This window comes from Methanobrevibacter sp. (genome assembly GCF_017427765.1).
In the GTDB taxonomy this organism is placed as follows: domain Archaea; phylum Methanobacteriota; class Methanobacteria; order Methanobacteriales; family Methanobacteriaceae; genus Methanocatella.
Genome location: NZ_JAFRSC010000028.1, coordinates 1 through 15,268 on the forward strand (window position 1 = coordinate 1; position 15,268 = coordinate 15,268).

The following is a 15,268-nucleotide window of genomic DNA, read 5'->3' on the forward strand; positions in this document are numbered from 1 at the left end:
AACCATCTGCCATTTTCTTTTAAAAGTGTTGCTTCTTTGATTTTACCATCAATATCCCGTTTATATTTGACTTCAAGATATCCGAGTTTGTTTAACCTTAATCGATTATCCTCCCACCTGATGGTACCTTTAATACCATCTTTGGTTGAGTATTCGTTGTTTCTAAGTGTGATGGATCGTACTGGATTTTTTTTAAGTGATTTGAACTTGGGAAATCCGGTTCTTCCATCGTTGTATCCGTCATGTGCTTTTATTAAATGGTCTGTAGATGCTTGAAGGCATGTGGAATCTGCTTTTTTCAAAAAAGGTTTGCGTTTTATTAGATGTTTAATGATTTTTTGGTGTAACTGCGATTTACTTTAAATTGGTTGCCAATATTGAATTCTTTGACTAGGTTTTCACGGTAAATACTGTATTCCAATGTTTTATTGAATACATAACCTGTGGCACGCAAATTGAAATTCAATGCCCTTTCTAAATCCTTATCAGGAACAAATTCAATTTTATCAGTCAAAATAAAACTCTTATCAACCATAAAACTCAAAAATCCACACAAATTAATTTTTTAGACAAAGAAAGAACAATCATCATATCCCCCCCTAAAATACATTTAGGATCCCATAATAAGAACCTGCATTTTTACCCTGAAGAACTAAAATAACTGTTCTTTTCTATAACTATAAGTATATACACTTATAATAAAAAGAGATTATCCAAGAGAGCATTTGAAAAGTAATAATTTTTTTAATGAAAAAAAATTCTAATACTCATTAAAAGTGCAATTCATCTCGGCTTTAAGAAGCCGGAGAATTCTTGGACAAAAATGTTAAAAACATTAAGTTACATAATATATAATACTATAAACTTTAAAGGGATAATAAAATGGCAGAAAATATACTTTATAGATTATATGAATGGTATATCTCAAGAGATTTGGTTCCAGAAAAGATGCCAAAACATGTGGCAATAATTATGGACGGAAACAGAAGATATTCCAAACTTCAAGGCAATGTCGATGTATTAAAAGGCCATGAAATGGGAGTTGACACTTTAGAAAACGTTCTGGACTGGAGTGTCGAACTTGGAATAGAAATAGTAACTGCCTATGCTTTTTCAACAGAAAACTTCAACAGATCAAAACACGAAGTCGACGGACTGATGAGACTGTTTGTAATTAACTTCAAACGATTGGTTGACCATGAAAAAATTCATAAAAACGAAGTAAGAGTGAAAGTTGTAGGTAGAACAGAATTATTACCTGATGACGTGAGAGAAGCTATAAGAGAAGCGGAAGAAGCAACCGCACACTACAACAAAAGATTATTCAATCTTGCAATAGGATATGACGGCCGGCTGGAAATCATTGATTCATTTAAAAAGATTATAGAAGACGTTCAGGCAGGCAAAATCACAATAGATGATGTTGATGAAGACCTTGTAAGCAAAAACCTCTATACTGAAGGATTAGATGATCCAAACCTCATTATCAGAACCAGCGGTGAGGAACGTTTAAGCGGATTTTTACTTTGGCAGTCTTCATACTCCGAGTTGTATTTTTGTGAAACATTATGGCCAGAACTTAGAAAAGTTGATTTTATAAGAGCAATCAGGTCTTATCAGGCAAGGGACAGAAGATTTGGAGTATAAAATATGATAGATACTCATTGCCACATTGATTTTGAAGATTTTGACAGCGACCGTGAAGATGTAATCGCAAGAGCAAAAGACAAACTTGACTGCATTATTGCATCAGGTTTCAGTAAAGACAGTAATCAGGATGTTTTAAAACTTTCAAAAGAATATGAAGGTTTTATTTATCCTACTTTTGGTTTTCATCCAGTAAGCTCACAGAACTGCACATCTGAAGAATTGGATGATGCGCATAATCATTTGATTGAAAATTTAGACAACATTGTTGCTGTTGGGGAAGTCGGGATGGATTACTATTACGTTACAGACAAGGCTCTGCGTGAAAGGCAAAAAGAAATCTTCACCAGTTTTTTAGATATTGCAAATGAGTATAAAGTTCCTATTGTAATGCATGTTAGGGACTGTGAGAAAAAAGCTGTAAACATTATCCAGGATTATGATAATATCCCTTATTTTGTTTTCCATTGCTATGGAGGCAGTTTCAAAACTGCAAAAAGAATAATGGATATGGATAATGCATATATGAGTTTTTCTACAATGCTTTGTTATTCAAAACAGCACCAGGATTTAATTGAAAAGATAGACCTGGATTATATTTTAACTGAAACCGACAGCCCATATCTTGCTATGACTAAAGATGAGAGAAACGAACCGGTTAATGTCGTTAATGCAGTTTATAAAATAGCTGAAATAAAAAAAGTTGATGTCAGTGCTGTTGATGAAGTGACCACCAGCAATGCACGTAACATATTTAAAATTTAGAAATGAAGAGTGAAATTCAAATTAATCAGGACATCCCTATTTTCTTTAACAGCTTCAATTTCCAGTTCAAAATCTGTAAGATCCTGCATCACCAAATTGACTAAATGCCAATCAAGAAGCGAATCATTCAGAAATATTGTAAACTGATTTTGGTTAATGACAACACCTTTTCTGCAGAACAGTTTAAATGCATAGAAATACAGTTCCAATCTAAAAATCAAATCCTCTTTATCACCGTTTCCATTGATGAAATATTCCTTTAAATCTTCCTGTAGAATTTTACCTTCATCACCTACATCAGCTTTGAAAGTCTCCATTTCCTTTAAATCTTCCATCAGTTGCTTTTTTTCTTCATCACTATACATCTAATCACTTAACCTAAATTTCAATTTCAAAATGTTGTATGGGTTAGACATGAAAGTTATCTGGAATTTATCAAAAGTTTCATCCAATTTTTTTAGAAGTGAAAATTCCAAATCATCCGGAATAACATATAATATGAATGAGTCATCGTCAATTTCTACACCCAAATCCTCCTGAAGAGGTACCTTCAACTCACTTATGAATACATATTTGTACACAATTAATTCATAATCGTTTACCTGCTTATTAGTTCTTATAATGTCTGCCAGTTGTTCCTGTAATTTCAAAGCTATTGTGTCAAATGTTTTCTCAGTAATTCTAATCACCGGTTAATGGAAGTAAGTCTTTTTCTTCAAACACCTCTTTTGCGCCAACCATCGCATTAATTGCTTTTGGAAAACCGCAATAAGCACTCATCTGCATGATTATCTCAACAATTTCGGTTGGAGTATTTCCAACATTTAAAGCTGCAGAGATATGGTCTTTAAGCTGAGGTATTGTTCCTAAAACTGTCAGAGCCGCAACAGTACATAACTCACGAGTTTTTAAATCGACTTCAGGGCGAGTATATATTTCAGAATATGGGAATTCCAAAACAAATCTTGACAAATCCGGAGCAACATCTTCCAAATCTTTAAAAATTTCTTCAACAGTTCTATTTTGAATACCTTCCAAAACTTCTTTTCCTTTTTCATATCTAGACATACTATAATCTATATCCCTAAACCCATTTAACATTAGCTGTTGTGAAAACATAATGTGGAGAAAAAACCGGATTGTATAATTTGTTCGTTGCAGAGGTTGTATTAAAACTGACTGCAAGAGCTTTTCTTAAATTATAGTTAATTCTATCACCAATCGAAACCTGCTGCTTTTTGGAAAACTCCTTTGTAGAGGTAACATAAACCTTAAACTGAATCTCCTTTTTTCCGTAATTGTTATCATAACCCAATTCATAATAAGTTACATTAACTATTTCAACCGAATATGGTATTAACAAATCTGATTTTGATGTTTCATAATCGTTGAATGTCTGTTTGGGATAAATTGCAACTGAAGACGTTCCAATACCTTCATTAGCACCGTTTCTTGCAGCAGCCATTGCTGTATTCAATTCACTTTCATCTGCAATAAATACTGCTGAAATCATTAGAATCAATATTAAAACACCTGCAAGCAGCAAATATTCCCCGCTAACCTGTCCGGAATTGCCGATCATGTTATCACAATTTTTCCTTCACCATTTTTGGTGACTGTATAACTTTTTCCGCTGTGTAATTTATATTTTGAATCGAAATTTGAAAGCGGAAGCAAAATTTCTCCCTTTTTACCATCATAATCTATAGTTATCTTACCGTTTTCAGCAGTAATTTCATAATATCCCTTATCGGAAGGCAGATAAATTATTTTGGAGTATCCTTCGCCATTGGAATTGACCTGACTTATTGAGTTTGAAACATCATCCAGAATAAGTCTATGTGAAACACTATCTTCAATATTGAAACTTGATTCTATTGTTGATTGAATAAAAAATAACAATGAAACAGATATTATTAAAATAACAAAGATTGTAAACAAATATTCTATTGAAATAAAACCTTTATTGTCCATGTTTTTTAGTTATTTTAATTATTAATAAAGTTTATATGATTAAAAATCAATTTTGACACATAATTATTAATAGAACTTGAAATAAAAATTTAATCATGAAAGGAAAAGTTATTTTCATTGGTGCAGGTCCGGGAGATCCTGATTTAATAACAGTTAAAGGAAGAAGAGTAATTGAAAAAGCTGATGTAATTATTTATGCAGGTTCACTAGTAAATAAAGATGTTTTAAGCCCTGCAAAAGAGGATTGTGAAATTCACAACAGTGCTTATTTAAATTTGGAAGAAACTGACGGGATAATTACTGAAGCCGTTAACGAAGGAAAATTAGTTGCACGTGTCCATACAGGGGACCCTTCAATTTACGGTGCTATAGGCGAACAGATTCGTGAACTAAAAAAACATGACATTGAATATGAAATTATTCCAGGAGTAAGTTCATTGTTTGGAACAGCAAGTGTTTTGGAAGCTGAATTGACACTTCCTGAAATTTCACAAAGTGTAATTATTACTCGTCCTGAAGGTAGAACTCCAAAGCCTGCTGGAGAAAGCCTGGCTAGCTTTTCAAAACATCATGCAACAATGTGTATCTTTTTGGGAATAGGTATGATTGATAAAGTTGTAGATGAATTGCTTGAAGGTTACGAAGAAACCACTCCAGTTGCAGTTGTCAAAAAGGCAACCTGGCCAGACCAACAAATAATTAGAGGAACCCTCAAGGATATTGCACAAAAAGTAAAAGATGCCAATATTACAAAGACTGCAATGATTGTAGTGGGAGATGTGTTAGACCCTGGTGATTTTAATGCATCCAAGCTATATGACAAAAACTTTAAACATGAATATCGATAGGGAATTATTTTTCCCTTAACTTTTTTTAAACTATGCCAAGAACTTTAACATCACCAAAAGCATCATAATTTGAAACATATATCATACATACCTCATCTTTCAGGCCAAAAACAAAAGAATAGCTATTTTCGTCATGCTTTTGATAATATCCTGAATATCCAAACATTTTTGTTGGGGTTCCGCCTATACTGGCTGCAACCTCGTTACTGTTTATACCCGAACCTGGCATTCTGGTAACACCTATTTCAATGTAATTTTTATCATTGCTCCATCCCATAGCAGACGATTTGACACCCTCATCAACACTTACTTCAGTTCTGGATGGTTCATTAACGTAATCAGATGGAATTTCAAATTCCACATTGTCAACTTTAACAGTTTGGGTTTGGCTAGTAATAATCATAGCAGACAAAACAATAGTGCCAAAAATTAAAATAATTACAATAATAATAAGATATTTGTTAAAAAAAGGTTTGTTTTTGCCTGGAACCTTTTCACCGCAGTTCTGGCAAAATTGAGCATTTTCTTTTAATTTTTCGCCACATTTTCGACAGTGTTCATCCATGGCAAACCCTCAAAAGATTAACTGTATTTATCTTTGATTTCATTCATCAATTTTAATTTTTCAAAAGCAACATTTTTTGGAGCCCTTCTAAGTCCGCAATCAGGATCAAGAAGCAGATTATCTTTTCCAACTATTTCAATAGCTTTTGTGACTAACTCTTCAATGTCATTAATGTCATCGACTTCATTTACTGATGAGTCAACACATCCAAATCCTAATTTTTTATCAGCAATCAATGAGGCATTTTTTTCTAAAACACCTAAATTAACGTTATTTCCTGCAAATTCAAAGTCAAGAATGTCCACGTTGAATTTTGAAATATCCTTAAATGCATCTTTCAAGATACCACAAACATGCATTCCCAAAGGCACTTCAAGACCATCCTTAATAATTCCAATGGCTTCACGTGCTGTTTTCATATCTACCATACCTGTAGATAAAAACGGCTCATCCACCTGAATATAAATAGGGTCTACTTTTTTGGCAATGGCATCCACTTCAAATTTTAGGCTGTGTGCCAAATCGATGATTGCATCTTCCTTGGTTTTATAAAAAGACTGTATTCTTGATGAGTGGACAATGGTATTTGGACCTGTAATAATTCCCTTTATTCCTTTACCTTCAGGAATTTTACCACCATAATACTCCTTCATTACCTTTTTGGCATATTGCATATCTTTAATTGAGATTTCCTGAGTTGGATTCCTGATTTTTGAAACTATTACTGTATTTCCATCCTCAATTTTCATTCCAGGAATATATTTTGTAAAAATAGAAACCATATCCCCTCTAACCTGACCGTCAGAGATTATATCTACTCCAGCGTCAAGTTGAGCTATTACACTACTTTTAATAGCTTCTTTAAAAGGATCATATGAACCTAAACTATTAAGCAATTTATCTTTAAAACTAGAAGGAGTACTTTCACTAGCCGGAAAGCTACCTACAACAGTTGATTTCATTTTTTATTACCAGTGTCTAATTTTCTGATATTTTCAACTTCTTCTTCATCAATTGGTAACTCAACAACAGATGTTCCATGACAAGGTTTTGTGTATGGCAACAATACTGTTCCTTTTTCATGGTCAAATCCAATTGGGATTGGAGGTATTCCAATTACTCTAACACCTAAAACCTGATCTCCAGGTTTAATATAAACTATATCCTCAGCTTTAAATCTGATAATCATAGCACAATCTTTGAAACCTGCTTTTGAAGCATGGATTTCATAGTTATCAGATTGCTGAAGGTAAGTATCTAAACAGAATGACATTTATTCAAACTCCTTAATTGCTTTGTCAAATTTAACTTTGATTGGTGAAGGATTGTGGAATGCTCTAACAGGTACGATTTTAGCATTGCTTTGGCTTTCTTCAATCATATTTACAAATTCTTCCACTTCATCGGCATCCCTTGAAAATACTAATGCGAGTGACTTGCACTGCAGTATCTGTTCAAATGTTACGAAAAATGATGCTGCTGCATCTTTGTGAACAAAACCAACTAGTAAATCGTAATCACCTTCGTTGATTTCACCTAAAGTTCTCTCCAAATCAACGAGATTTAAATTGTAATGACCTTCAGGGTCGGAAATTTTAACTAATTTTGAAGCTGCAGGATTTGCAGCAATTGTGGTATCATAACCCATTTTTGTTAATCTGTTAAATACATAAACTGCCATAGGAGTCTGTGATGGAGTTTCAGGACATCCCAGTAAAACTAAAGCTTTCATAAAATTACCTCATCATGATCTTGTTTTAAGTGTGACCGCATTAGCCAGAATCAATGCTCCTATAAATATGAATGTTAAAAGTGCCATACCATTAATTGTTCTGTTAAATACAAACATACCAATTAAAGCCTGTGCAGAAAATGCAGATAATGCTCCCATCAACAATACTTCTCTTCCCAGATATTTCTTGTTGTTTTTCTCTCTTCTTTCTCTGTAAATGGTAAGTATTTTAAATCCGACAAGGAGTGTACCGAGAACAAATACCATCAATCCGATAAGACCTAAATATCCGAAGTCAAATCCATATCCGAAAATACCCGGTAGCATATAATCGATTGTATCTTTTTGGTTAACCAATATACCGAAAAACATCGGGAAAGGCAGACCAAAGAATAAAACCAGTTGCATCGGCAATGTAATATATCCTTCTGCAAATGCCGTTCCTTCAGCGCCCCAATACGAAGCATTAGCACTATGCCCAATCAGCTGAATGTTATTCAATACCGTTTTAATACTTGACAAAGAGTACTGTTCAATCCTACCTAATCTTAAAAGTGGAGAGAAAATTGTCATTCCAGATACTCTTGCAATTACTTCCAATAAAACAAATCCGACACCGGCAGCACCTAAAAACATTAAGATTCTTTTACCGGTTAAAATGGATTTTTCTCTAAATGATTTGGAAATAATCATGTATCCTATGAATAAACCTAAAATCCATAAAATTAAAAAGGACCTGTGCATTAATCCACCGAATACTGTAATACCTGCAATAAATAGAATTACAAATCTTCTAAGTGGCCGTATGTCAACACCCGATTCCTTCATCACTTTCAGCGACGCTAAAGCAGTTACAGCACCTAGAAGCGCAATTGGCCCGAACGGGTGAGTGAATTCCGCTTGACTTGACGATATAATCAAAAGAACAATATCTGCTCCAAAAATAAATGTGAAACCACCTATAATAAATAATGATAAAAAGGTAACAACACTTAAAGATAGTGGAATCAAGTTAAGGCAGAATACCATTGTAACAAATAACATTAAGCCTACTTCTACAATTAATTGTAAATGATTCTGAGCAATTAATAACATATTATAATCACAATTCTATTTAATTTTAAAATTTAAAGTGGACTGACCGGGATTTGAACCCGGGGCCTCCGCCATGCCAAGGCGACGATCTACCATCTGAGCTACCAGCCCAAAAAATAATTATATCAAATACATTATAATATTTGATATTAGTAATATAAACTATTTACCATTTTTGGCCAAATCATATAAATTATCAATGATGACTTGGAACAAATCATCTGTTTTCAAATCAATTTTTTCATGGGGATTTACAATAAAGTCAAGAGCTTTATCGATTACCTCATTAGTATCGATTGACCTGTACATCAAACCATGATTAATGTAGAATTGGTCAACAGATAATGTTTCTCCAGGATAACATGAGATTACAGGAGTCTGCAGTAAGGCAGCTTCCCTATTCATAGTTCCGCCAGCACCAATAACCAAATCACATTTTTTAATTAAACTGGATGTATCGACAGGGGGCTTTAGGATTGAAACATTATCAATTCCTTCAAATATTTCAGCCTGTTCTCTGAATCTTGGTAAAATTAAAATATTTGCGACATTCTTTAACTCATCAACAATCGGAGAGAGAACTGATTTTCTACAGTCTGCATCAAGATATGATGCTAAAGAAGGTTCCGGCCTCATCAATATTGTTTTTTGATGTTTTAAATCCAAATCCAATTCATTGAAAACATTATCATTATATTCAAAGCTTTTAAAGTGCATTATTTCTGAAGTTCCATTATATGAAATAATTGTATTCGGGTCAGCTCCGAATTTCATCAATTTCCACATGTCGATTATTTTTGGAGTAATAATCCTGTCACATAATGGAAGTGTCAATTTGTTAGCTGCAAGAGCATGTTCGTTGTCTAAAACGTACAAACTTGGGATCCCTAGACCAAATGATATTCTAGGAAGCTCAATAGAATGCTTGCTAAGGGCAACATCCACCTTTTCATCATGTATAATATCAACAAGATTATAAACTCTTGATGTACTTTCTCTTAGCTTATCATATAAACTGACACCATGCTTTCCAACGGAAATAAAATCGATGTCATACATTTCCATCAATTTATGGATATCACCAAATTGTCTTGCGGTAACAATTACATCTTCACCTTCGGCTTCCAAATACTTTATTACATCTTTAAAAAACCTTACGTGAGGTGCATTTGATATATCAATCCATACTTTCATCAAACCACCTTATAAACATTTATAAACTTTCTTTTTTATCTTTAATAACCTGAATAATCTCATCCAATCCAGTTCCTTCTTTTAAATTGGAAGTAATGATTTTAACATTTGGATTTAATTTTTTAGCATCAGCCACCATCTTATCTACATCAGCGCCTACTGCATCGGCCAAATCTATTTTGTTAATAATAATAACATCGGAAGTCTGGAAGATAATTGGATGTTTTTCTACAGTGTCGTCACCTTCGGTAACGCTTATTACAACCATTCTCATGTGTGAGCCTAACTCAAAGTCGACAGGACAGATTAAATTACCAACATTTTCAATAATAACCATGTCCAAATCATCCAACGGCAAGTCTCCAAGTCCATGACCTACCAAATGTGCATCCAAATGACATTCTTTTCCAGTATTTAAACCTGCAACTGGAACATTGTGAGACTTGATACGTTCAGCATCAAATTTTGAGATGACATCTCCTGCAATAACACCTATATTATAATCAGTATTGTCAATAATTTCTTCAATTAAAGTTGTTTTACCAGAGCCTATAGCTCCTACAAAATCAACACAAAAAATTCCTTTTTCTTCTAAGTTTTTCAAGTTTTTTTCTGCTAATTTTTTATTAGCGTCCATAATATTTTTTTCCACTTCCACATCAGCTATCATATGCATATTTTAGTCTCCTAATTTATGTATCATCAGGTTTTTCGATTACAATGTTTTTAACAACAATATCTTTACCATTTAAAATTTCTACTTTTAAACTGTCGCATTTAGGACATTTAACAAGCGGTGCATAATGGTCACTATCATCAAGAATAGCTACGCCCTTAAAATCACAATCCCCACAATCAATTTCTGCAGGAATATCTTCAATATTGATTTTTGCATCTTCCATAATGGTGTTTTCAACCAAGACACCTAACATAAATTGCAATTGTTCAGGATTTATCATAGCCAATCTACCAATTTCAATAGTAACTTCAGTAACTTCAGTTGCATTATTACTTTCAGCAGTCTCTAAAACTGCATTAATAATACCTTGAGCCATAGATAATTCGTGCATTTTACAACTCCTAAATAAAACTTAATATTATAAATTTAGTTTTATTTATTAATAAAGCTATTTAATATTTGAAATATATTAGAGTAATACTGAATATTAAAAAAAATTAACTGTATGTTGCAATCAACAACATTTAAATAATTTAGCAGTATTAAATAGTATTACTTATTACATTTGGAGATACATTATGACTTACAAATCTAAATTCGGTTTTGGATGCATGAGACTTCCACAAACCGATGAAAATGACCCAACAACTATCGACCAGGAATTATTTACTGAGATGGTCGACATTTACATGGAAAAAGGATACAACTATTTCGATACTTCCTATGCATATCACAATGGCGCTAGCGAAGTAGCAATCAGAAAGGCAGTAGTTGAAAGATATCCCAGAGAATCATTTAAAATTTGTGATAAGATGCCGACCTGGGCATTGACATCCGAGCAGGACAATGACAAATTCGTCAATGAGATGCTTGAAAGACTTGGAATTGATTATTTTGACGTGTTTTTCATCCACAATATTAATGTTCCATGGCTGGAAAATGCAAAGAATGCCAAAACTTTCGAATACGTTAAAAAAATGAAGGAAGACGGAAAAGCAAAACAGATTGGTATAAGCTTTCATGACAATTCCAAATTATTAAAAGAAGTTTTGGACGAATACGGAGACATTTTAGATATCGTCCAGCTGGAGCTTAACTATCTTGACTGGGAAGATCCGGCAATCGAAGCACATAAATGCTATGACTTATGTGTTGAACATGGACTTGACGTTTATGTAATGGAACCATTGAAAGGCGGAGTTATTGTAAACACAAATGATGAAATTAAAAATGAATTTAATGAATTTAATCCGGATAAGTCAATAGCCAGCTTTGCAATAAGATTCTGCGCTTCCCTTGAACATGTAAAAATCGTTTTAAGCGGCATGAGCAAAATGGAAGATTTGCTTGACAACTGCGACACATATGACAATTTTGAGGTATTAAGCGATGAGGAATCTGCATTTTTAGAAAAAATGGCACTGAAACTCAAAGAAAATGTTGCAGTACCTTGCAGTGAATGTGGATACTGCATAGATGCATGTCCTGAGATGATTCCAATTCCAGAATATTTCAACTTATACAATACAAGCAAAAACCAGCCTGAATCAGACATCTACAGATTATACTACGATAAATTAGGCGATGAAAAAGTGCCTGCAGACGATTGCACTTATTGCGGAACCTGTCTTGACCATTGTACTCAAAAAATAGACATTCCAGATAAACTTGAAGAAGTTTGCAGTCATTTTGAAAATGGATTCAGTCCTTATGCTGATTTCCCTTAAGAAACTCTCATTTTTAATTCCTTAACCATTTCACCATTTTTATTTATTTTTGATGCTTTTCTATAGTATTCAACTGCTTTTGGAAATATTCCCGAATGATAATATATCAATCCCATCAATGCAAGTGCATCGGCATTTCTATCATCAAAATTAAGCAGTTTTTCCAGTATTTCTGCAGAGGTATCCAAATCCCCCTGCACATACAAATCGTATGCCTCTTCATACATTACATCAATATCATCTAAAGAATCTATTTCAACATCTTCTTTTGCTTCTTTTTGATTATTTGAAAGAAGTACATCCAATTCATTTGCCATTTCATTAGTTCTGTCAATAGCCAGAGCTTTTTTTACAAAATAAAGAGCAATGTCATTCTGCTGTTGGTCATACAATATTTGACCCATCAGGGCAAGTGATTTAACATGTTTTTTATCTATGGCTAGAATGCTGTTTAGAATATCTTTGGAAGCAGAGTAATCCTTATTATTAAACAACTCCAAAGCCTCATCAAACAGTCCTTCAACATCATCATCTTCATCTTTCTTGACAACTTCCTCAACGATTTCCTTTTCGCCAACACTCTTTTTAGAAATTAGCTGAGTCATGTAGTTGAGAATATATTTTGTTGCATTTTTGTGAAGGGGCTTGTTATCATTTCCGCATTTTGGTGAGTATATACAGGCAGGACACCCGCTTGTACAATTACAGTTTTCAAGCAAATCAACTGTAGATTTTAACAGATCAACAAATACGTCCACTGCCTTTTCACATATTCCTATTCCGCCTTCATAACCATCATAAATAAAAATGGTTGCTTCCTGAGTGTCTTCATGATAATTTGTTGAAAGTCCACCTATATCAAATCTGTCACACATCGTATGAAGCGGAAACAGTCCAATCAATGCATGTTCAGCGCCGTGAAGACCTCCTGCAAAGACTTCCTCTTCTGCAAACATGTCTTCCAAAGTATCCTTAACCTGTTTTGGAATTGTAAACCACAATCCTTTAGTTTTAAATTTTAAAGGAGGCAAATCCAAAGGATATGTTCCGATTGATTTGGAAAACTGCATTTTTTTATATTTATAATAATCTTCACGTACTGTAAGCTCTCCAAAATGAATTGTCAAATTCCCATATTTTGTTCGAGACAGTTTCTTTTCTATGTTGATTTCAGTTTTATTTAAAACCATAGTGTGATAATCTACGGTTTTTTGGACTACATTAACAAATCCTGACTTCAGATTAACGCTGTTTACAACATAAGTGTCTCCTTTGTTAATCAAAATCGCACCTTCGTGAGCTTCCCTATAAACCTGAGAGCGCTCCATTGTCTCAAGAAGTCTGCCATTGTTCATAACTTTAAATTCCTGACCTGAAATCTGGTCAAGTGAATGGTCCAAAGCGGGATTATCATCATAAGGATACATATAATCTCCACGGATGTTTTTATGCAGGTCCTTTTTGGAAACTAACACATCCAATATCTTGTCATCAACACCAAAGTATCTTGAAACTTCACCTTTTTTAATTGGCAATTCCTTGGCTGCACAAAGTATATGTGCTTCCTGCAATATCGGATTGGTTAAATCAATTATTGCATTTTCATGAGGCTTATCAAAGAAAAATGATGGATTGTTCATAAAATATTGATCAAGCTGGTTTTCAAAAGCAATTAGAACAGCCAAAGATTTCTGATTGCTTCTTCCAGCCCTTCCTGATTGCTGCCATGTTGATATCATGGTTCCGGGATAACCTGAAATGATTACAGCATCAAGAGAACCTATATTGATGCCCAATTCAAGCGCATTTGTACATGTTACGCCCAGATATTTTCCACTTTTAAGGCCGTCTTCAATTTCCCTTCTCTCTTCAGGCCTGTAACCTGCCCTATAAGCAGCAATTCTATGAGCCAATTTTCCCTTAATTTGTGTCATGTCCTTTTTAGCCCACATAGCAATTAATTCTGTGGTTTTTCTTGAAACAGTGAAACATAATGTCTGAATTCCTTTAAGCATCATGTAAATAAAAATATTTTCAGTTTCCATATGAACTGAAGGTGCATTTTGCATATTAACCTTGTTTCTTCTGTAATTTTTAAAAGGATTATACATTATAAAATCCTTCTCGCCACTTGGAGAAGCATCCTCATCAACCAGACTGAACTCCTCACCAGTCAATCTGTTTGCAAGTTCCAAAGGATTTGCCAAAGTTGCTGATGACAATATAAACTGAGGATTGGAACCGTAAAAATTAGCTATTCTTTTCAATCTTTTAATTAAAAATGCAACATTTGACCCGAATACACCTTTATAGTAATGTGATTCGTCTATTACAATATATTTTAAATTTTTATAAAATCTGGTCCACTGATGGTGCCATGATAAAATCAGATGAAGCTGATATGGATTTGTCAGTACAATCCGAGATTTGTCCCTGATTCCTTTTTTGTCTTCTCGGGGAGTGTCTCCATCATAGGTTCTTGGTTTAATATCAATTTCAAGCTCCTTTTCAAGGTTTTCCAAAACATGCAACTGATCATTTGAGAGAGCTTTTGCAGGATAAATGTAAATAGCTGTTGCTTCCATATCATCAATCATGGTTTCCATAATTGGTAAATTAAAAGCCAGGGTTTTACCGGAAGCTGTTGGAGTGGTAATAATAACATTTTCATTATTTTTAATTGCCTCATAGGTTTCTGCCTGGTGTTTATATAACTTGACACCCCTTGAATCCAAATACCCTATAATTTTTTCATTTAAATTGTCAACTTTTTTAAAACTGGCTTTTTTTGCTGGTATTGTCTCAACATGAGCAATATTATCCCTATATCGGACATCATTTTTAAACATATCAATATTGTTGGGCTCAGACATAATATCAGCTTAATTAAATTAACATTTATATTTTAAATGACTATAATATTTAAAATATTCGTTATTTTCAAAATTAATATTATTAGAAAAATAGGATTATGATAAAAGTTAGGAATATTTCATTCCCAACTTATTAATACATATTATGGAAGAATTTTACCCCCATAGA

General features: G+C 33.5%; 19 protein-coding genes, 1 tRNA gene and 1 pseudogene. 4 read left to right on the forward strand and 17 right to left on the reverse strand.

Annotated features, from left to right (window positions below):
- Both IJL02_RS08640 and IJL02_RS08645 read right to left on the reverse strand, forming a co-directional pair.
- Window positions 1–302: hypothetical protein (locus tag IJL02_RS08640; RefSeq protein ID WP_292815042.1), on the reverse strand; the 302-nt coding region annotated here is incomplete at its 3' end.
- Between the two features lie 17 nt (window positions 303–319).
- The gene (locus IJL02_RS08645) at window positions 320–514 is read right to left on the reverse strand and encodes a hypothetical protein (protein WP_292815046.1); all 195 of its coding nucleotides are present in this window, start codon (window positions 512–514) and stop codon (window positions 320–322) included.
- 368 nt (window positions 515–882) lie between these two features.
- Between IJL02_RS08645 and uppS the strand changes: the two genes are divergently transcribed.
- Together uppS and IJL02_RS08655 are read left to right on the forward strand one after the other, a co-directional pair.
- Complete coding sequence (uppS, locus tag IJL02_RS08650) at window positions 883–1,647, forward strand: polyprenyl diphosphate synthase (RefSeq protein WP_292815051.1); 765 nt, start codon at window positions 883–885, stop codon at window positions 1,645–1,647.
- A 3-nt stretch (window positions 1,648–1,650) separates the two neighbouring features.
- Window positions 1,651–2,412, forward strand: coding sequence for a TatD family hydrolase (locus IJL02_RS08655; RefSeq protein WP_292815054.1), 762 nt, complete (start codon window positions 1,651–1,653; stop codon window positions 2,410–2,412).
- Here the strand turns inward: IJL02_RS08655 and IJL02_RS08660 are convergent.
- The 5 genes from IJL02_RS08660 to IJL02_RS08680 are packed head-to-tail and all read right to left on the reverse strand — an operon-like array spanning window position 2,409 to window position 4,386.
- A complete protein-coding gene (locus IJL02_RS08660; protein WP_292815057.1) occupies window positions 2,409–2,777 on the reverse strand; it encodes a hypothetical protein in 369 nt (122 codons plus the stop codon). The two genes, IJL02_RS08655 and IJL02_RS08660, sit on opposite strands and share 4 nt — an antisense overlap.
- Complete coding sequence (locus IJL02_RS08665) at window positions 2,778–3,101, reverse strand: hypothetical protein (RefSeq protein WP_292815060.1); 324 nt, start codon at window positions 3,099–3,101, stop codon at window positions 2,778–2,780.
- Window positions 3,094–3,480, reverse strand: coding sequence for a carboxymuconolactone decarboxylase family protein (locus IJL02_RS08670; protein WP_292815062.1), 387 nt, complete (start codon window positions 3,478–3,480; stop codon window positions 3,094–3,096). The genes IJL02_RS08665 and IJL02_RS08670 overlap by 8 nt, the downstream gene beginning before the upstream one ends.
- A 16-nt stretch (window positions 3,481–3,496) precedes the next feature.
- Entirely contained in the window at window positions 3,497–3,994 is a 498-nt protein-coding gene (locus tag IJL02_RS08675; RefSeq protein WP_292815065.1) for a hypothetical protein, read from the reverse strand.
- Window positions 3,991–4,386: a hypothetical protein gene (locus IJL02_RS08680; RefSeq protein ID WP_292815068.1), complete on the reverse strand. Its 396-nt coding sequence runs from the start codon at window positions 4,384–4,386 to the stop codon at window positions 3,991–3,993. The genes IJL02_RS08675 and IJL02_RS08680 overlap by 4 nt, the downstream gene beginning before the upstream one ends.
- Window positions 4,387–4,481: 95 nt before the next feature.
- Here IJL02_RS08680 and cobM point away from each other — a divergent pair, with 95 nt between their 5' ends.
- Window positions 4,482–5,234, forward strand: a complete 753-nt coding sequence (cobM, locus tag IJL02_RS08685; RefSeq protein WP_292815071.1) for a precorrin-4 C(11)-methyltransferase — start codon at window positions 4,482–4,484, stop codon at window positions 5,232–5,234.
- A gap of 25 nt (window positions 5,235–5,259) precedes the next feature.
- Here cobM and IJL02_RS08690 read toward each other — a convergent pair whose 3' ends face one another.
- The 9 genes from IJL02_RS08690 to hypA all read right to left on the reverse strand — a co-directional run bounded on the left by IJL02_RS08690 (window position 5,260) and on the right by hypA (window position 10,890).
- On the reverse strand, window positions 5,260–5,799 hold the full coding sequence (locus IJL02_RS08690) for a zinc ribbon domain-containing protein (protein WP_292815073.1): 540 nt from the start codon (window positions 5,797–5,799) through the stop codon (window positions 5,260–5,262).
- Window positions 5,800–5,816: 17 nt separating this feature from the next.
- Entirely contained in the window at window positions 5,817–6,761 is a 945-nt protein-coding gene (locus tag IJL02_RS08695) for a methionine synthase (protein WP_292815076.1), read from the reverse strand.
- A complete protein-coding gene (locus IJL02_RS08700) occupies window positions 6,758–7,072 on the reverse strand; it encodes a DUF1894 domain-containing protein (protein ID WP_292815079.1) in 315 nt (104 codons plus the stop codon). The genes IJL02_RS08695 and IJL02_RS08700 overlap by 4 nt, the downstream gene beginning before the upstream one ends.
- Window positions 7,073–7,531: a DUF1890 domain-containing protein gene (locus IJL02_RS08705; protein ID WP_292815082.1), complete on the reverse strand. Its 459-nt coding sequence runs from the start codon at window positions 7,529–7,531 to the stop codon at window positions 7,073–7,075.
- Window positions 7,532–7,543: 12 nt separating this feature from the next.
- On the reverse strand, window positions 7,544–8,626 hold the full coding sequence (locus IJL02_RS08710; RefSeq protein ID WP_292815085.1) for a hypothetical protein: 1,083 nt from the start codon (window positions 8,624–8,626) through the stop codon (window positions 7,544–7,546).
- Window positions 8,627–8,664: 38 nt separating this feature from the next.
- Window positions 8,665–8,737: transfer RNA gene (locus IJL02_RS08715), tRNA-Ala, on the reverse strand.
- Window positions 8,738–8,788: 51 nt separating this feature from the next.
- Window positions 8,789–9,820, reverse strand: a complete 1,032-nt coding sequence (locus IJL02_RS08720) for a DUF354 domain-containing protein (protein WP_292815088.1) — start codon at window positions 9,818–9,820, stop codon at window positions 8,789–8,791.
- 19 nt (window positions 9,821–9,839) lie between these two features.
- Window positions 9,840–10,496: a hydrogenase nickel incorporation protein HypB gene (gene hypB / locus IJL02_RS08725; RefSeq protein WP_292815092.1), complete on the reverse strand. Its 657-nt coding sequence runs from the start codon at window positions 10,494–10,496 to the stop codon at window positions 9,840–9,842.
- A gap of 16 nt (window positions 10,497–10,512) precedes the next feature.
- The gene (gene hypA / locus IJL02_RS08730; RefSeq protein WP_292815096.1) at window positions 10,513–10,890 is read right to left on the reverse strand and encodes a hydrogenase maturation nickel metallochaperone HypA; all 378 of its coding nucleotides are present in this window, start codon (window positions 10,888–10,890) and stop codon (window positions 10,513–10,515) included.
- Between the two features lie 187 nt (window positions 10,891–11,077).
- Between hypA and IJL02_RS08735 the strand changes: the two genes are divergently transcribed.
- Entirely contained in the window at window positions 11,078–12,226 is a 1,149-nt protein-coding gene (locus IJL02_RS08735; RefSeq protein ID WP_292815097.1) for an aldo/keto reductase, read from the forward strand.
- A gap of 686 nt (window positions 12,227–12,912) precedes the next feature.
- Here the strand turns inward: IJL02_RS08735 and IJL02_RS08740 are convergent.
- A pseudogene (locus IJL02_RS08740) lies at window positions 12,913–15,099 on the reverse strand (DEAD/DEAH box helicase); the annotation flags it as partial.
- Window positions 15,100–15,268 lie beyond the last annotated feature (169 nt).